Genomic DNA, 18,379 nt, shown 5'->3' on the forward strand with positions numbered 1-18,379 from the left:
CGATGAAAGCCCATGAAATCGCTTACGGTCAGCGCCTGCTGCGCGGCCAGGCGCCGTCCTACGAGCGCCTGCAGGCGCGCCTGGCCGGCGACGGCAGCCAGCCCCACAACCAGCCGCGTGCCGTGCACTGCGGCTGGGGTCGGCTGCTGATCGGCCATACCTACCCCAACCCGACCAGCCTGGCCGAGGCGCTGCTGGACGAAAGCCCCGGCGAGCGCGACATAGCCCTGTACGTGGCCGCGCCCCAGCAGGTGCTGGCCCAGGCCCCGCAACAACTGTTCCTCGACCCGTCCGACACCCTGCGCCTTTGGTTTACCGACTACCGACCAGCGCAACGGGTATTCCGCGGTTTTCGCGTACGCCGGGCGCAAAACGCGACCGACTGGCAGGCCATCAATACCCTGTATCAGGCACGCAGCATGCTACCGGTCGACCCTTGCCTGCTCACCCCCAGACACCTGGGCGGCCCTGTGTACTGGTTGGCCGAAGACGAAGACAGCGGTGCGGTGATCGGCAGCGTCATGGGCCTGAACCACGCCAAGGCTTTCGACGACCCGGAACACGGCAGCAGCCTGTGGTGCCTGGCGGTGGACCCGCAGTGCACCCGCCCCGGCGTGGGTGAGGTGCTGGTGCGCCACCTGATTGAACACTTCATGAGCCGTGGCCTGGCCTACCTGGACTTGTCGGTGCTGCACGACAACCGCCAGGCCAAGCGTCTGTACCAGAAGCTGGGTTTTCGCAACTTGCCCACCTTTGCGGTCAAGCGCAAGAACGGCATCAACCAGCAACTGTTCTTGGGCCCGGGCCCTGAGGCCGAGCTGAACCCCTACGCGCGCATCATCGTCGATGAGGCCATGCGCCGGGGCATCGACGTGCAGGTGGATGACGCCGTTGGCGGCCTGTTCACCCTGAGCCTGGGCGGGCGGCGCATCCGCTGCCGTGAATCGCTCAGCGACCTGACCAGTGCCGTGACCATGACCCTGTGCCAGGACAAACGCCTCACCCAGCATGCGTTGCATAACGCCGGGCTACAGGTGCCGGCACAGCAGCTGGCGGGAAATGCAGACGACAACCTGGCGTTTCTCGACGAGCATGGCGCGGTGGTGGTGAAACCGGTCGATGGCGAGCAAGGCCAGGGCGTGGCGGTGAACCTGACCTGCATCGACGACATCACCCGCGCCGTGGCGCACGCCCGCCAGTTCGACAGCCGTGTGCTGCTGGAGAGCTTCCATGCCGGGTTCGACCTGCGCATCGTGGTGATCGGCTACGAGGTGGTGGCTGCCGCCGTGCGCCACCCGGCCCAGGTGCTGGGCGACGGCAACCACAGCATCCGCCAGTTGATCGAAGCCCAAAGCCGTCGACGCCAGGCCGCCACCGGTGGCGAAAGCCGCATTCCGCTGGACGACGAAACCGAGCGCACAGTGCGCGCGGCGGGCTTTGGCTATGACGACGTGCTGCCTGCTGGCCAGCGCCTGACGGTACGGCGCACTGCCAACCTGCACACCGGTGGCACCCTGGAAGACGTCACCGAACGCCTGCACCCGGTGCTGGCCGACGCGGCCGTGCGCGCTGCACGGGCGCTGGAAATCCCTGTGGTCGGGCTGGACTTCATGGTGCGCGATGCCGGGCAACCGGAGTACGTGATCATCGAGGCCAACGAGCGTGCCGGGTTGGCCAACCATGAACCGCAGCCCACGGCCGAGCGCTTTATCGATTTGCTGTTTCCGCATAGCCGGCCTTTGGCGTAACTGCTGACGGCCTCTTCGCAGGCAAGCCCGCTCCCACAGGTAAAGCGCTGCCCTCAGGGATTGTGAGGTCCCTGTGGGAGCGGGCTTGCCCGCGAAGAGGCCAGTACAGGAGTAAAGGAGTTCCAAACATGTCCAATCAGTATCCTGAACCCGATCTCGATTACCTCAAACGCGTGCTGCTGGAGATGCTCGCCATCCCCAGCCCCACCGGCTTCACCGACACCATCGTGCGCTACGTGGCCGAACGCTTGGACGAGCTGGGCATCCCCTTCGAGCTGACCCGGCGCGGCACCATTCGCGCCACGCTCAAGGGCCGGCAAACTTCCCCCGACCGTGCCGTATCCGCGCACCTGGACACCATCGGTGCCAGCGTGCGCCAGTTGCAGGACAACGGCCGCCTGGCCCTGGCACCAGTGGGCTGCTGGTCCAGCCGCTTCGCCGAAGGCAGCCGCGTCAGCGTATTCACCGATACTGGCGTATACCGTGGCAGCGTGCTGCCGCTGATGGCCAGCGGGCATGCCTTCAACACCGCCATCGACCAGATGCCGGTGAGCTGGGAGCATGTGGAAGTGCGCCTGGATGCCTATTGCGCCACCCGTGCCGATTGCGAGGCGCTGGGCGTGAGCATTGGTGACTTCGTGGCCTTCGACCCCTTGCCCGAGTTCACCGAAAGCGGTCACATCAGCGCCCGCCACCTGGACGACAAGGCCGGCGTAGCTGCGCTGCTGGCGGCACTGAAAGCCGTGGTTGAAAGCGGCCAGCAACCACTGATCGACTGCCACCCGCTGTTCACCATCACCGAAGAAACCGGCTCGGGCGCGGCGGGCGCCCTGCCCTGGGATGTCAGCGAGTTCGTCGGCATCGACATTGCCCCGGTAGCGCCCGGCTAGGCCTCCAGCGAGCATGCGGTGAGCGTGGCCATGCAGGATTCGTCGGGGCCTTACGACTACCACCTGTCCCGGCACCTGCTGAAACTGGCCGGCGACCACGACCTGCCGGTGCGACGCGACCTGTTCCGCTACTACTTCAGCGACGCTCATTCGGCGGTGACCGCAGGGCACGATATTCGCACCGCGCTGGTGGCATTCGGTTGTGATGCCACCCATGGCTATGAGCGCACCCATATCGACAGCCTGGCTGCACTCAGCCGGTTGTTGTCGGCTTACCTGCTTAGCCCACCGGTGTTCGCCAGCGATTCGCAGCCGGCCAATGCTTCGCTTGAAAGGTTCAGCCACCAGCTGGAGCACGATGCGCAAATGGAGAGCGACACACGGGTGCCGGCGGTGGACAGCCTGATTGGCAATAAAGGCTGAGGACGTTTGGGGCCGCTTTGCGGCCCCAAAATATCAACTGTTTCGCGTAGCATGCCCACACCTACTTCAGACATCGCCTACCATGCTGATCCCCTACGACCAACTGCAAGCCGAAACCCTGACCCGCCTGATCGAAGACTTCGTCACCCGCGACGGCACCGACAATGGCGACGATACCCCACTGGAAACCCGTGTGCTGCGGGTGCGCCAGGCATTGGCCAAGGGGCAGGCGTTCATCCTGTTCGACCCCGAAAGCCAGCAATGCCAGTTGTTGGCCAGGCATGATGTGCCCCGCGAACTGCTCGGCTAGCAGGCCCGCGACGCGCCCCGGTACAGGCAACATCAGGCCTCGTTTTGCTTGGCCTCCTTGATGCGCTTGTACACCTCGGCCCGATGCACCGGCACCTCTCGCGGGGCCTCCACACCAAAGCGCACAATCCCTTCCCGGACATCCGCCACCATGATCCTGATGTCATCACCGATCACGATGATTTCGCCTACTTCGCGCCCTATTACCAGCATGTTCCGATCCTCCTGCCAACGGGAAAACCAGAGCCTGCCTCGTAGGGATTCGGCTACTCAATAGCTCCATCACTATTCGGAAGAGCCCTACACAGCCAGGTAACTTCTCCTACAGGTTATTCATCGCGACTGGGCTTTTGCGCGCATTTTCACCGCCATTTCGGCCATCTCGTCATACAGCCGCTCAGGGGCCTGGCATTTCAGCTGCCAGGCTTGCCGCCCTGCCTCGTGCGGCAGGATAAGGAACTCGCCAGCGACGACCTGTTGATGGATGTAGTCGGCAATGTCCGCCGCGCTGATCGGCGAGCCCTCCAGCAACTTGCCAACCTGCGCCTTCATCGCCGGGTTCGGCCCTCGGAACGAGTCGAGCAGGTTGGTCTGGAAGAACGACGGGCACACCACATGCACCGCCACCTCCAGCTGGCGCAGTTCCACCAGCAGGCTTTCCGACAGGGCCAACACACCCGCCTTGGCCACGTTGTAGTTGCTCATCCCAGGCCCCTGCATCAGCGCGGCCATGGAGGCAACGTTGATGATGCGGCCCTTGCTGCGCTCCAGCAGCGGCAAAAAGACCTTGCAGCCCTTGACCACACCCATCAGGTTGACCGCGATCTGCCAGTCCCAGTCTTCCAGCGACAGTTCGGCGAAGAACCCGCCCGAGGCAACACCGGCATTGTTGACGATCACGTCGATACCGCCGAACAGCTCGGTGCAGGCCTGGGCCAGGGCTGTCAGCTGGCTATAGTCACGCACGTCACAGTGCTGAACGAAGCCATCGCCGCCCGCTTCGCGGACCAGCGCCAGGGTTTCGCGCAGGCCGGTTTCATTGACATCAGCCAGCGCCAGGCGCCAGCCCTCACGCGCCCAGCGCAGGGCGATCTCGCGGCCGAGACCGGACCCGGCGCCGGTGATCATGATGCGGTTTTGCATGGTGGCTGGCCTTGTTCAAAGTGGTTGTGCAGCGAGTCTAATCAAGACCAGGCGGACAGGCAGGGTTCATCAGGGTAATGAATGGGTGGGCATGACTGCATGGTCGGTTCCGCCCGCCTGGCCGCACACAAATGGAATCTTTCCCGCGTGACGCCGGTCCTTACTTACAAGAGGCCAGCAGTCAGAGGCCCTTGACCCTCAACCATGCAAGGATTCCGTCATGACCACGATTCTCATCATCATCCTGATCCTTCTGCTGATTGGTGGCTTACCGGTCTTCCCACACTCGCGCAGCTGGGGCTATGGCCCGTCCGGCATCGTCGGCGTGGTGCTGGTGATCTTGTTGGTGCTGTTACTGCTTGGCATGATATGAGCCACCCCGGCCTGGCGTTCCAGATGGCGCTCCAGGCGGCGCATGCCGTCGCCCAGGGCGCGGACCGCCAGGCTGAGCGCCGGGCGCTGCAACGGCTGAGCGTTGCAACAACGCTCGACCTGCTCGCACAAGGTAACCAGGGCGTCGGCGCGGGCGATACGTGCGCCGCCCTTGACCCGGTGCGCCAGGCTGGCGATAGCCTCGGGCGCATCACCGAGGTTTTCCAACCGTTGCAGGTCCTCACGGTTGCTGGCACGCAGGTCGCCCAACAACGCCTTTAGCGCCGCTTCATCGTTACCCACCAGATGCCTCAAGTGCTGCAGGTCTAGCAGGCTGCCTTGGTCATTCGGTTCCTGCGCAGGCCGTGCACTGATCAGTGCCTGGGCGAGGCTACCCAAGTCCAGCGGCTTGAACAGACAGTCATCCATGCCCGCTTCGCAACTGCGCCTGCGCTCGGCCTCCTGGGCGCTGGCGGTCAGGCCAATCACCCTGCTACGCGGGCGAGCGCTGCGCCGCTCGTGTTCGCGTATGGCACGGGCCAGCCCGTGACCGTCCAGGCGCGGCATGTTGCAGTCGGTAATCACCACGTCGAAATGCTCCTTCAGCCACAAGCGCAAGGCTTGTGCGCCGTCTTCCGCAACCCGCGCCTGATGCCCGAGAAAATCCAGTTGCTGTGCCAACAGCAGCCGGTTTGCCGGGTAGTCGTCCACCACCAGCACCCGCAGCCGTGCGCCAGGCTCTGCAGCCAGCAAGGGTGAAACCTCAGGCGCTGGCGCCGCACTCGACAACAGCGGCAGCTTGAGCCGCACCTGCACTTCGGTGCCCTCCCCCAAGGTGCTGCGCAGCTGCAATTGCCCCCCCATCAACTGGCACAGGTTACGGCTGATGCTCAAGCCCAGGCCGGTGCTGGCACGTGGCGACTGGCGGTGGTTGCTGGCCTGACGAAACGGCTGCCCTAATGCAGCCAGCTCGCTGGCGGCGATGCCCACGCCGCTGTCCTTTACCAGCAGCACGATATCGAGCAGCCCGTCAGCCGGCGCTGCCTGCAGGCTGACCAAGATGCGCCCGCGCCGGGTGAACTTGATTGCGTTGCTCAGCAGATTGGCCAGCACCTGCTTGAAGCGCAGCGGGTCGAGCATGACCTCGGCACCCACTGCCCCTCCCAGTTGCATCTGTAACTCAAGGCCTTTGCCACGGGCCAATTGTTCGAACAGTTGCACCACCCGCCCGACCAGCTCGCCCACCCGTACCCGCTGCGGCGAAAGTTGCAAGTGGCCGGTTTCGATGCGGGTAATGTCGAGTATGTCGCCAATCAGCTCTTTCAGCCCCCGTGTCGCTTCGGTGGCCACCTCGATGGCCAGGCGGTCCAGTACACCTTGGGCGGCCTTGCGCTGTGCCAGTTCGAGCATACCCAGCACCGCATGCAGCGGGGTGCGGATCTCATGGCTAATGGTGGCAAGGAACTCGGTCTTGGCCTGGTTGGCGGCATCCGCCGCACGCTTGGCCCGCCGCAACCGTACCTGCAACCGGCGCAGGTAGCGGATCCACAACAGAGCAATGAACAGCAGGCAGAACGCGATGCCGAAGCCGAACAGCACCTTGACGCGATGGCGGGGCCAGACGCCGTCGGGGACGATCATCGGGTTGCGCCAGCGACGCACCAGCGCAGTGGTCTCTTGCGGCGTCAGGCTGAGCAACGCGCTGTCGATGATACCCAGCAGTTCACTGGCGCCGCGGGTACTGGCCAAGGCGAAATGCGCGGGCGGCAGGGCCAGGCCGGCACTGACCTGCAACTGCCCGGGGTACCACCGGGCGACCAGCGGACGGGCGTCATCCAGAGTCAGGAAGGCGGCGTCCACCCGGCCATCGGCGACCGCGTGCAGGGCATCCAGAGGGCCGCTCAATACGCGTTGGCGCACTTGCGGATAACGTTGTTGCAACAGCTCGACCATGGCACTGCCCGACACCACCGCCACGCGCCGTCCAGCCAGTTGCTCCAGGCTGGACGGCGCCTGTTCGCCAGTGCGGCTGACCAGCACCCGCGAAGCACTGAGGTAGGCGCGACTGAAGCCCAGGCGCTGCGCCAGGTTGTCGCTGTAGGGCAGCCCGGCAATCAGGTGCGCCTTGCCTTGAATGACTTGGCCGATCATCTGCTCGGCGCCCGCCCCTGCCTGCACGTCAAATTCAAGACCGGTGCGCCGGGTGATCATCTGCAGCACATCGAGGGTCAGGCCGCGCAGCTGGCCCTTACTGTCGCGGTAGCTCAGTGGCAGCACCTGATCGTCCACCAGCACGCGCACCTTGGGGTTGTCAGTCAGCCAGCGCTGCTGGGCCTCGCTCAAGTGCACCGACTGGGCCGAGCGTGGGCCGCTCGCCAGCGGGTTCCAGCGCGCCTGGATGCGCGCACGCTGGGCTGGGCTGATGCCCTCCAGCACCGTATCCACCAGGCGTGGCAACGGCGTACCGTTGTCAAGCATGGCAAAGCCAATACTTTGGCGCGGCAGGGCCGCGTGGCCAATTTCTTCCACCCCGCTAAAGGGGCTGCGGCCCTTCACGTAGCGTGCAATCAAGGCGTTGCCCAGGTACAGGTCAGCCTGGCCTAGGGCAAGCGCGGCCAGGGCGCTGAACGCAGTGGGGTGCACCTGCAGGTCGGCTTGTGGGTAGTACTGGCTGACCTGCTCCGGTGTGCGGTAACCGTCCACCATCACCATGCGCAACGCTTCATCGCCCGGGGAAACCGCCTTGTGCTCCTGGGCCAGCAACAGGGGATAGTCTTCGGCGTAGGGCGTCGACAGGCGCAAGCCGGCCTGCAGCGCCTGCTGCGCAGTGACCGAGCCAAGCAGGTCGACAGTGCCTTCGCGCAACGCCGCGACCGCCGCCTGGAACGACTCGAACACCTGCACCTGCATGTCCAGTTGCAGGTGTTCGGCCAGTAGCCCCGAGTAATCGGCCGTGATGCCTTCGTAGGCACGCCCGGTGCCGAGGATATCCAGCGGCGGCTGGTCGTCGCCAAGCACCCCCAGGCGCAGCACACGATGGTGCCACAGCCAGCGCAGGTCACTGCTGACCGGTTCGGCACGCGGCCCTTCGAATACCGCACGCCCATGGAACACCGGTGCAGCCACGCCCGACAGGGGAAACAGGCAGCACAACAACAGCAGCCAGATTGCACGCACCATTCAAATAAGCTGGTTGCGACGAGCGAAATCCGCCAGGTCGATAAGCGAGTTTAGACGCAGCTTTTCCAGCAGCCGCCCCTTGTAGGTGCTGACCGTCTTGTTGCTGAGCAGCATCACGTCACCGATAGCCTTGTTGCTCAGGCCACGGGCCAGGTGCTGGAGGATCATCAGTTCACGGTCACTGAGGCAGGCAATACGCTGCGCATCGGTGGCGTACAGGTCTTGGCTGTGCACCGAGCTCAGCGCCACCTCGGGGAAGTAGGTGAAACCCGACAGCACTGCGCGCACCGCCTTGTTCAGCTCTCCCAGGTCGTTGCTTTTGCACACAAATCCCGCCGCCCCGGCTTGCATGCACCGCAGGGAGTAGGCTTCGGCCTGGTGCGAGGTCAGCACCAGAGTCTTGGCCGGTCGTTCGTGGCGCTTGACCCGGGCGATCACCTCCATGCCATCGAGCCTGGGCAGGCTGATGTCGAGGATGATGATATCGGGCGCCTGCTCACGGGCCATGCGCACGGCGTCGATGCCATTGTCGGTCTGGCCGACGATCTCCAGGCGCTCCTGGCGCAGCAGCATGCACACCGTGGAACGTATGAAAGGGTGGTCGTCGACCACCAGTGCTTTATTCATCAGGCGTTCTCGCTTGGCAGGCTGGCTTAGAATTCGGCATCGAACACCACGGTGGCCATGCCGTTGTAGGTACTGCCGGCATGGTCGAGCATTTCGCCCACCGCAGCGCTCGCAACCTCGAAATGCAATTGCCCGGGCCGGTTGAGCGCCGGCGTAGCCGCTTCGAACTGCAACGCAGCGCCCCTGCCGGTTGGCAGCGGTACACGTTCAACGGCCTGACCGCGATGCTGAATGCCGGCAGGCAGGCTGAGGGATATCCCCACCGGTACCTGGTGCTGATCTGCATTGCGGATGGCACAGGTGCCGGCCATGTTGTACTGGCACAGCTTGTAGGCCTTGAACGGCCCGGTGGACCACACCCGAAACGGCAGGTCTCGATACAGCCTCTGCGGCGGCCGCCCTCCCGACAGCCGGGATTTCCAGCCGCCTCGAGGTTCGAGCACCGCGCGGTCGGAGCCGGGAGGAAATTCGAAGATGAACGCGTGCTGGACATCGAGCACGAAATCGACCGTCAGGGTGTTGGTGCTCAGGCCACTGACCTGGTTGCCGAAGTCGAAATCCCCTCCCGGGCCTACGCTATACACCACGCTGCCGCGGTAGATGCCGGCAGGAAGGCGATAGGGCGGCGGCAGATTCAACTGGTAGGCGACGCTGGTGTCGGTCACATCGACAGTGTCCCTCTGACCACTGCCCCCCTGAAGCACGGAGACCGAACAGGGCTGAGGTGCTGCCGGGCTTGTCATATCCCACAAGTACCTGACTATCGGGGGCCGGTATTGGGACACGGTGGTGACCATCCGGCATCCACCACGCACGTCTCTATTGCCTGGTGCAATACGTGTCACATCGCTGCCGTGGACTTCTTGACTGATTGCCGACCAGTCGAAAGTAATCTGCCGTGGCTCACCGGTTTGCTCATGATAGACATCGATCTGCTTGCGACCGGGCAGCTGCACATAGAATTGATCACGCACATCCGCCGCATCCTTTGTGGTTTGCTTGGTATACGTGATAGGCAACGCGACTGTCTGGCGGGTTCTACAGGTATAGGGCATGTACTGGCACATACCGCCGGGTGGCGTTGTATTGTCGAAACGGCCCGAGCCACCGCCACGATACTGGGCAGAGATCGTCACTTGTGCTGCCTCTACAAACGACATCGGCAAGGCAAGGGCGGTCAGCAACCAGACCAAAACCCTGCGGGTACGCGCCATGGTTTTCATCCCTCCAGTAACATCGGCTTGCGCTCAGCGCCTTCGTGCAACTCGAACTGATGCACCTTGGCCGCCTGCCCTTCGAACTGGCGGGTACGCCCTGGCAGCAGATGATGCTTGGTGGCCGGCTCGCACACCTGGTCCTGCGCCTGGCACTGGCGGAAGTGGTCGAGCACCACGGTGGCGTTGCCCTGGTTGGTTACGGTCAGCGCACCGCCCTGGCGGCGGATCGGGGTGTGGTAGCGGGTCTGGTCGGGGCGCACGAACAACAGCGTGCCGTAGCCGGCCAGGAGGTTGACGCCGGCCTTGAGGCTGTCGCGGTACTGCTCAGCTTCGGCTTCGCTGACGGCAAAGCCGTCGCCCAGTTCCGGCAGCACCGGGATGAAGCGCAGGCGGTAGTAGCGCTCCTTGTCGCGCTCGCCGCGGTACAGCAGGCGCACGGCCTGCATGCCCCGCGACGGCACGATCAGCCGCGCCGGGCTGACCACCAGGCCGCGCTGCTCCAGTGCCAGGCCTTCGAGGGCGACTTCACGGGGCGGGCCACTGCCGTCATACACCAGCTCAACCACGCTGACCTTGACGAAGGCCGTAGAATCACCGCCGTTACGTACGCGCTTGAGCAAGGTGCTCTTGCCTTCTTCCAGGTAGTCGTATAGCCCGCCCACATTCAGTTCGGGCCCCGCCTGGGCCAGGCAAGGCAGCATGGCCCAGGCCAGGCAGAAATAGCGAAATGATTTCACGCAAAATTCCTCATAGCAAAAAGCCTCTGATAGCCAATCAGCATCACTGAAGTGATTGTGGTCTTGTGCTCACACACAAAATGCAGGAAATTTCCTAATCGTTTGAGGAGATTTCCTAAAGACAGCTTCCGCCCTTATAGCTGGGCGTCGAAAACCACCGTCACCTCTCCCTCGTAGCGGCTGCCGGGATGCTCGATCATGGCTTTCACATCTTCGCCACCAACCTCGAAATGCAACTGCCCCGACTGGTTGAGCACCGGCATCACCGACTCGAAAGAGAGCGCAGCATCGCGACCGGTAGGCAGCTCGAGCTTACTCACCGGACCGCCTTGGTGCCGAATGCCGCCGGGCAAGGTCAATGCAACTGCAACAGGTACCTCATGGTTTGCGTCATTGCGGATACCGCAACCGGTACCCGAATAATGCCGGCATAACTTGTAAACTTTAAAAGGCCCGGTGGACCACAGCCGAAACGGCAAATCCCTGAGCAACCGCTGGGGCGCCCCCCTCCCCCCGAGCCACGCCCCCCATCCCCCTGGGGGCTCCAGCACGGCACGGTCCGATCCAGGTGGAAACTCGAAGACGAAGGCATGCTGTACGTCAAGTTCGAAGTTCAACGTCAAGCTGCTGCCATTCAGAGCGCTGACACCATTGCCAAAATCGAAGTCGCCGCCCGGTCCGATACTGTAAGTCAGGCTGCCGGTATAAAAACCGGGCTTCATGCGATTGGGCTCAGGCATGGTCAGCCGATAGGCGATACCCATGTTGCTAACCGAAGTTTCAACGGTATAACCGTTCGGCATCGCCCCATGAATGGAATGGCACCCGGAGGGTGAGCTTGGATTGCGTACCAGCCACAGGTAATGCGTCGCAAAAGGGCTGCCGGCATAACCGAATGTCTGCCGATAAGAGCAACCACCCCTGATTTCCCGTGTCCAGACCGGGTTGACGCGCAACTCCGGGGTACCCTGAACCTGCTGACTGACGCCAAGAAACTCAAAGTTCAGACGATGGGACTCCCCCGTGCTTGTGTGAAACACATCCACAGCCCTGGCCGAGGGCAGTTGAACGTAAAAATTGTCACGGACATCACCACTGTTCTTCACCGTCGTCCTGGCATAGGTAATGGGAAGCTGCATGGCGCGCATTTCGCGGCAGTCTGCAGACCAGCGTTGGCAATACGCAGCCAGCGGGGTGGTATTTTCGAAGTCACCCGAAGCATCCCCCAGGTATTGAGCACTGACAAGCGCCTCCAGGGCGACAGCATCCCGTCCGGGTGTTGCCAGGCCAAGGAGCAACCATACCCCCAAAGGCAGGCGCAAAGCCGTTCTGATAATCCGGTACCCACTCACCCCTTGTCCCCCGTATGCAATGACCCGGCCTGAGCAACTTTGCCCGGCTCACAGGCTAGATCGCCAGCCAGCAATACATCTCCCTCACGCTCGATCTGCGCCACTTTCAGCTCAAGCAGGCACAGCGCCTGCCCTCCCTTGCGCACCTCCAGCGTCGGCGTCGACTCACTCATCTCCACAGCAAAATGCCCCCCAGCTTCGCTCACGCTACGGCTGGCGTGATTGACCACCTGCGCCCCTTGCATCGGTTGCCCATGTCGATCGAGCAGCCGCCCCAGCACGGTCACCGTGCGCATCACCCGCAACTTGCGATAGCCCACCCCGCCCCGGTTGAGGTGGTAGTCGAAACTGGTCGGCTGGATCACCGCCGCCGCTTCGTTGTCGCCATCCAGGTCGAACTGCACATAGCCGGACTTGTAGGCGCCAACCGGGATCACGTTACGACCGGGGTGCAGCGTGGCGCTCAGCCCATACTGGTCGTCGGCGCGCAGGGCCAAGCCTTCTATGTCGCTCTCGACATCGACGATCAGCCCGGCATCGTGGGGCAGGTACTGGCCGCTCATGGCCAGCTTGCCTTCCCCCACCGCGACGATGCTCTGCAGGTTGAGCCCGGCGCTGACTTCGCCGTTGTAGGACGAACTCTGCGCGTAGGCGTCGCCGTACAGCGCCTGGTTCTGGAACTGAGCCGTGCCGCCGAAACCGGCGCCGTAGCGGTCCGCCGTGACGCTGCCGCCGAGGCTGCGCACCACGCCTAGGTCGACGTCGCGCTGGTAGGACAGCGAAGCATTCTGATCGCGCCCACCGTCATGGGCGGTGCGGCTACCGATGCTGGCGGCAATGCGCTCGCCGGGGCCACCCAGGCTCATGCTCACGGCCAGGTTGACGCCACGGCTGCGCTCGTCACCGCTGCTGCGGGTGCCAGGGCGGTCGAACAGGCTCAGGCGCCAGTTGGCGTCAGAGCCCAACAGCTTGCCGTAGTACGACCAGCCCAGGTCGATGCCGAGGCCATCGGCGGCCCCCGAACTGTGGGCCAGGCGAATGGTGGCGGTGCTGCGGTTGCTCAGGCGGTGGGTCAGCAACAGGGAGGTCTGGCTCTGTTCCTGGTAGCGCACGAACTGGCTGTGGGTCGGGCGACTGACCGTTTCCAGCCAGGAGCGGCTGTGGCTGAACACCAGCGAGCCCAGGTCGTGGTTGTGGATCACTTGCAGGTCATAACCATCGCCCTGGTTCTCGGTACGGTAGAGGTTGCCGTAGAGCTTGAGCCGATCGAGTGCGTCCCAGTCCAGCGAGGTACCGTATTGCATGGCTTCTTCCACCTGCTGCACGGACACGCCAAGTACCGCCCGCGGGTGCAGCAGGTAGTTGGCCATGACACCGGCGCTGAGGCTGTCGTCGTGATCCTCGTCCCAGTTGCTGAGCAGGCTGGCCTGCTGGCCCAGGTACAGGTTGTAGCGCCAGCGGCTGTCGGGGTTGCGCCAGCTGTTGGGCTTGTAGACGAACTCCTCGGTGCGTGCAGTTTCCTGGCCGTCTTCCAGCAGGCGCACCTCGACCTGGTAGATGCCACCTGGCAACACCCGGGTATCCAGTGCTTGCAAGCCAGGCTGCACCGTCTGGCTGTTGATCAGCGAGCCATTGCGGTAGATCTCCACCACGCCGGGGCGATTGGGGGTGACGTAGATGGGAGTCGAGCTGGGCTGGCCGTTGTCGATCAACAGGCTGTCGCTGCTGCCGAACATCAGGCCAAGCGTGGTATCGGGACTCTGCCCCAGCAGCCGCGGCTGGCGGGTGAGTCCTTGGTTGCCGGGGGTAAAATAGCCCAGGCGAAAGAAGTGGTCATCGTGCAAACGCTCGGCGTACAGCTGGCTGACCCGGCGCCGGGTTTGCTGACTGCCGACGCTGCCACGGTCAAGCTGGGCATCGGCCAGGGTGGTCCAGTTACCGACACTGCCCTGGCCTGCCAGAGAAAACAGGCCACTGGTGTCGCGGCCATCGCTGGCCAGGTTGAGTTGGTTGCGCAGCAGCAGCCCGCCGCCCTGTTCGGGCAAGGCGTGGTAGCGCGGTGCGTCGCCGGCCAGCTCGGCGGCGTGGGTCAGCAAGGACAGCTGCGAGTTGACCAAGCTGTAGTGGATAGCGCGCAAACCGTCCGGGCAGTCGCGCTTGCAGTCGCCCAACGGGCGACCAGAAGTTAGCCGCTCCTGCCAGCGGCGGCGCAGGGTTTCTGGCTCGCGGCTGTCGAAGTGGTCGGTGAACTCCAGCAGCTGCACACGCTCATCGCGGCTGAGCACCACCATGGCATCACCCAGGTAGCGGCCATCCAGGTCCACACGCACGGCCAGCGGCACGTCAAAAAAGTGCTCCTCGAATTCCCGTGGCAAGCCTTGGGCCTGGCTAACCACGCCCATTGCACGGTCAGACGCCTGGGCGGCAACCGGCAGCACAGCAAGACATGCCGTCAGCAGCAAAGTCTTTATAGTTAAGGAAAAGGCCATGACCCTGTCTGCAAGCAAGACGCTGCCCTCACCCCCGGCGCGACGCAAGGGGTGAAGGTGAGCAACAACGGATGAAAGAAGGGGAACAGTGCGGGGATCAGGGCGCAGCGGTTTCGAACATCATGCTGACCAGGCCTTGGTAGTTGCCTGGCTTGTAGCCACCGGCCGGGGTTTGCGCTGCCACTTCGAAGTCGACGATGGCTCCGGGTAAAGCCTGGGTCTCGGTGAGAATTTCGGTCGCATTGGTGGTGAGCAGCGTGTCGCCGATCTTCACATCCAGGCCGATGGAGTCCAGACCGCTGCTGACCACGGCTGGCGACAGCAGGTGGGCAGTGATCGGGCCGATGGTGCTCTTGGCTTGCAGTTGCTTGCGGACCGGGGTCAGGGTGCCTTGAAACGAGTTCCAGGCCATTTCCTGCGGGTCATTCATCCAGTTGCCGCCGACGGGCTCGACGTAGAAGTTGGCGGTAGGCACGGTAGCTGTAATCAGCACCTGTTTCTCGATCGGGTCTTCGGCCATGGCTGGGCCTGCAACGAGAGCAGCAAATGGAAGTGCCAGCATGAGTGCTTTCACGAATAGATCTCCTGGAAATCTGTAGACATAAGCTTTGATTGAAGGTCAATCAGGCTAAGCGCCGTTGACAGGCAGGAGTATCCGCAGTTACCCACAACGTAAATACGGGAACTATCCGAGCGAGTTGTTGACATTTCCTAACGACAATTCAGAGGGGGAGCACTTCCGCAGGAGAATACCAAGTACATTGGGGCCGCTTTGCGGCCCCAATTACCTGATTAGTGAGACACCGCCCCACTGGCACCCAGGCCAGTCTGCGAACGCACGAACTGCGGGAAGAACAGCGCGCGTTCGTCTTCAGCCGCCTTGGACTTGTCGGTGACCGAGAAGAACCAGATGCTGACGAAGGCAATGGCCATCGAGAACAGCGCCGGGTACTCGTACGGGTAGATCGGTTTCTCGTGGCCGAGGATCTGTACCCAGATGGTCGGGCCGAGGATCATCAGCGTCACCGCACTTACCAGCCCCAGCCAGCCACCAATCATCGCGCCGCGGGTGGTCAGCTTTTTCCAGTACATCGAAAGCAGCAGTACCGGGAAGTTGCAGCTGGCCGCGATGGAGAACGCCAGGCCAACCATGAAGGCGATGTTCTGCTTCTCGAACAGGATACCCAGGCCGATCGCCAGCACGCCCAGGGCGACGGTAGTGATTTTCGATACGCGGATCTCGTCCTTGTCGTTGGCCTTGCCCTTGCGCCATACGCTGGCGTACAGGTCGTGGGACACCGCCGAGGCACCGGCCAGGGTCAGGCCGGCAACCACCGCCAGAATGGTGGCGAAGGCGACCGCCGAGATGAAGCCCAGGAACACGCTGCCACCCACCGCATTGGCCAGGTGCACGGCTGCCATGTTGTTGCCACCCAGCAAGGCGCCGGCGGCGTCCTTGAAGTCCGGGTTGGTGCTGACCAGCAGAATCGCGCCGAAGCCGATGATGAAGGTCAGGATGTAGAAATAGCCGATGAAGCCGGTGGCGTACAGCACGCTCTTGCGCGCTTCCTTCGCGTCACTGACGGTGAAGAAGCGCATCAGGATGTGCGGCAGGCCAGCGGTACCGAACATCAGTGCCAGGCCCAGCGAGAAGGCCGAGATCGGGTCCTTGACCAGGCCGCCCGGGCTCATGATCGCCTCGCCCTTGCTGTGCACCTTGATCGCTTCCGAGAACAGGGTATTGAAGTCGAAGCCTACGTGCTTCATCACCATCAGCGCCATGAAGCTGGCACCGGACAGCAGCAGCACTGCCTTGATGATCTGCACCCAGGTGGTGGCCAGCATGCCGCCAAACAGCACGTACAGGCACATCAGGATACCCACCAGGATCACCGCGACGTGGTAGTCCAGGCCGAACAGCAGCTCGATCAGCTTGCCGGCACCGACCATCTGGGCGATCAGGTAGAACGCCACCACCACCAGCGAACCGGAGGCCGACAGGGTGCGGATTTCCTTCTGCCCGAGGCGGTACGAGGCCACGTCGGCAAAGGTGTATTTGCCCAGGTTGCGCAGGCGTTCGGCAATCAGGAAGAGGATGATCGGCCAGCCGACCAGGAAGCCGATGGAGTAGATCAGGCCATCGTAGCCAGAGGTGAACACCAGCGCGGAAATACCCAGGAACGAGGCGGCCGACATGTAGTCGCCGGCGATTGCCAGGCCGTTCTGGAAACCAGTGATCTTGCCGCCGGCAGCGTAGTAGTCCGACGCCGACTTGTTGCGTTTGGAGGCCCAGTAGGTGATGCCAAGGGTGAAGGCGACGAAGGCCACGAACATGGCGATGGCGGAAACGTTCAGCGGTTGCTTCTGCACCTCGCCGGTCAGGGCATCGGCAGCCCACACGGCGGGTGCGAAGGCTCCGCAGGCCAGTACGGCCAGGGTTTTGGCGTGGCGAATCATTGTTGCGCCTCCTTCAGGATGGCCTTGTTCAGCTCATCGAATTCGCCGTTGGCGCGGCGCACGTAGATGGCGGTCAGGACAAATGCCGAAACGATCAGGCCGACGCCCAGGGGAATGCCCCAGGTAATCGACGACTCAGGGCTGAGCTTGGCGCCCAGTATCTGAGGACCGTAGGCGATCAGGAGGATGAAGGCGCAGTACAGGCCGAGCATGATCGCTGAGAGTATCCAGGCGAACCGTTCGCGTTTGGTGACCAGCTCCTTGAAGCGGGGGCTGTTTTGTATCGAGAGGTAAATGCTGTCGTTCATTGTTTTTGTCCTAGCAGCACAGGTAGGGGATGAAACCCACGCCCTTACTTTATGCGGCTGTTGGACGGCAGCCAGACGACCTTAGTCTTAGATGCAACGGTGTTTTACCGATTGCGTAACAAAGTGAAGGCCCTTTCGCGGGCATGCCCGCCCCCACAGGGGGCATCACAAGGCCTGAAGGCAGTGATAGACCTGTGGGAGCGGGCAAGCCCGCGAAGCAGAAAAACCGGACGTTGAAGTAGATTACTTACCTGTCCACTCCTTCACGCGATCAGGGTGCTTGGCCACCCAGTCCTTGGCCGCTGCTTCAGGCTTGGCGCCTTCCTGAATCGCCAGCATCACCTCGCCAATCTCGTCCTTCGACTGCCAGCTGAACTTCTTCAGGAACTCCGCCACCTCCGGCGCCTTGGTCGCCAGTTCCTTGCTGCCAATGCTGTTCACGGTTTCCGCCGCGCCATACACGCCTTTCGGGTCTTCGAGGAACTTCAGCTTCCATTTGGCGAACATCCAGTGCGGTACCCAGCCAGTGACCGCAATCGACTGCTGCTTGGCATAGGCACGGCCCAGCTCCGCGGTCATGGCCGCACCGGAGCTTGCCTGCAGCTTGTAGCCTGTCAGGTCGTAGTCCTTGATCGCCTGGTCGGTCTTGAGCATTACGCCGGAGCCGGCGTCGATGCCGACAATCTTCTGCTTGAAGCTGCTGTCGGTCTTGAGGTCGGCAATGCTCACCGCCTTGACGTACTCGGGCACGATCAGGCCGATCTTGGCGTCCTTGAAGTTGGGGCCGTAGTCGACCACGTTGTCCTTGTTCTTGGCCCAATACTCGCCATGGGTGACGGGCAACCAGGCCGACAACATCGCATCGAGCTTGCCGGTTGCCACACCCTGCCACATGATGCCCGTGGCCACGGCCTGCAACTTCACGTCGTAGCCGAGCTTCTGCTTGATCACTTCTGCAGCCACGTTGGTGGTGGCCACGCTGTCGGCCCAACCATCCACGTAACCGATGCTTACTTCTTTGGCCATTGCCTGTGCAGCGCTCATGGCCATTACCAGGGCGGTGCCCACACCCAGTAAACGTCGCATTCTTTTTATCGCAGCCATCAAAGCATCCCCTCGTCAGGTCT

At 63.0% G+C, this 18,379-nt stretch carries 15 protein-coding genes and 1 pseudogene; 4 read left to right on the plus strand and 12 right to left on the minus strand.

The annotated features are described in order from the left end of the window. Positions 1-2 precede the first annotated feature (2 nt). From ngg to APH36_RS03920, 3 genes and pseudogenes are all read left to right on the plus strand, one after another. The gene (ngg, locus tag APH36_RS03910) at positions 3-1,748 is read left to right on the plus strand and encodes an N-acetylglutaminylglutamine synthetase (protein ID WP_060497565.1); all 1,746 of its coding nucleotides are present in this window, start codon (positions 3-5) and stop codon (positions 1,746-1,748) included. A 128-nt stretch (positions 1,749-1,876) separates the two neighbouring features. Beyond that, positions 1,877-3,061 (plus strand): annotated as a pseudogene (locus APH36_RS03915) (osmoprotectant NAGGN system M42 family peptidase). A gap of 82 nt (positions 3,062-3,143) precedes the next feature. After that, on the plus strand, positions 3,144-3,371 hold the full coding sequence (locus APH36_RS03920; protein ID WP_060497566.1) for a YheU family protein: 228 nt from the start codon (positions 3,144-3,146) through the stop codon (positions 3,369-3,371). 32 nt (positions 3,372-3,403) lie between these two features. Here the strand turns inward: APH36_RS03920 and csrA are convergent, their stop codons facing one another. Both csrA and APH36_RS03930 read right to left on the minus strand, forming a co-directional pair. Then, a complete protein-coding gene (gene csrA, locus APH36_RS03925; protein ID WP_060497567.1) occupies positions 3,404-3,583 on the minus strand; it encodes a carbon storage regulator CsrA in 180 nt (59 codons plus the stop codon). Between the two features lie 120 nt (positions 3,584-3,703). Beyond that, entirely contained in the window at positions 3,704-4,513 is an 810-nt protein-coding gene (locus APH36_RS03930) for an SDR family oxidoreductase (RefSeq protein WP_060497568.1), read from the minus strand. Positions 4,514-4,733: 220 nt separating this feature from the next. On the opposite strand from APH36_RS03930, the gene APH36_RS30530 reads away from it, so the two are divergent. Further along, positions 4,734-4,886, plus strand: coding sequence for a DUF3309 family protein (locus tag APH36_RS30530; protein ID WP_012271016.1), 153 nt, complete (start codon positions 4,734-4,736; stop codon positions 4,884-4,886). Here APH36_RS30530 and APH36_RS03935 read toward each other — a convergent pair. The 10 genes from APH36_RS03935 to APH36_RS03980 form a co-directional block, all read right to left on the minus strand. Next, the gene (locus APH36_RS03935; protein ID WP_156867538.1) at positions 4,814-8,065 is read right to left on the minus strand and encodes a response regulator; all 3,252 of its coding nucleotides are present in this window, start codon (positions 8,063-8,065) and stop codon (positions 4,814-4,816) included. The two genes, APH36_RS30530 and APH36_RS03935, sit on opposite strands and share 73 nt — an antisense overlap. Further along, positions 8,066-8,692, minus strand: a complete 627-nt coding sequence (locus APH36_RS03940) for a response regulator transcription factor (RefSeq protein WP_060497569.1) — start codon at positions 8,690-8,692, stop codon at positions 8,066-8,068. 26 nt (positions 8,693-8,718) lie between these two features. Further along, positions 8,719-9,906: a hypothetical protein gene (locus APH36_RS31995; protein ID WP_177337075.1), complete on the minus strand. Its 1,188-nt coding sequence runs from the start codon at positions 9,904-9,906 to the stop codon at positions 8,719-8,721. A 5-nt stretch (positions 9,907-9,911) separates the two neighbouring features. Beyond that, positions 9,912-10,610, minus strand: coding sequence for a hypothetical protein (locus tag APH36_RS03950; protein ID WP_060497594.1), 699 nt, complete (start codon positions 10,608-10,610; stop codon positions 9,912-9,914). A 170-nt stretch (positions 10,611-10,780) separates the two neighbouring features. Continuing rightward, positions 10,781-11,968, minus strand: coding sequence for a hypothetical protein (locus APH36_RS32000; RefSeq protein WP_177337076.1), 1,188 nt, complete (start codon positions 11,966-11,968; stop codon positions 10,781-10,783). Between the two features lie 26 nt (positions 11,969-11,994). Further along, the gene (locus APH36_RS03960) at positions 11,995-14,487 is read right to left on the minus strand and encodes a TcfC E-set like domain-containing protein (protein WP_060497571.1); all 2,493 of its coding nucleotides are present in this window, start codon (positions 14,485-14,487) and stop codon (positions 11,995-11,997) included. Positions 14,488-14,584: 97 nt separating this feature from the next. After that, a complete protein-coding gene (locus tag APH36_RS03965; RefSeq protein WP_060497572.1) occupies positions 14,585-15,061 on the minus strand; it encodes a CS1 type fimbrial major subunit in 477 nt (158 codons plus the stop codon). 218 nt (positions 15,062-15,279) lie between these two features. Continuing rightward, on the minus strand, positions 15,280-16,944 hold the full coding sequence (locus APH36_RS03970) for a cation acetate symporter (RefSeq protein WP_060497573.1): 1,665 nt from the start codon (positions 16,942-16,944) through the stop codon (positions 15,280-15,282). Then, positions 16,941-17,252, minus strand: a complete 312-nt coding sequence (locus APH36_RS03975) for a DUF485 domain-containing protein (protein ID WP_054900493.1) — start codon at positions 17,250-17,252, stop codon at positions 16,941-16,943. Before APH36_RS03975 ends, APH36_RS03970 begins: the two co-directional genes overlap by 4 nt. 243 nt (positions 17,253-17,495) lie before the next feature. After that, positions 17,496-18,356, minus strand: coding sequence for a glycine betaine ABC transporter substrate-binding protein (locus APH36_RS03980; protein WP_060497574.1), 861 nt, complete (start codon positions 18,354-18,356; stop codon positions 17,496-17,498). Between the last annotated feature and the right edge of the window lie 23 nt (positions 18,357-18,379).

The organism is Pseudomonas sp. NBRC 111133 (genome assembly GCF_001320605.1).
Lineage (GTDB): Bacteria > Pseudomonadota > Gammaproteobacteria > Pseudomonadales > Pseudomonadaceae > Aquipseudomonas > Aquipseudomonas monteilii.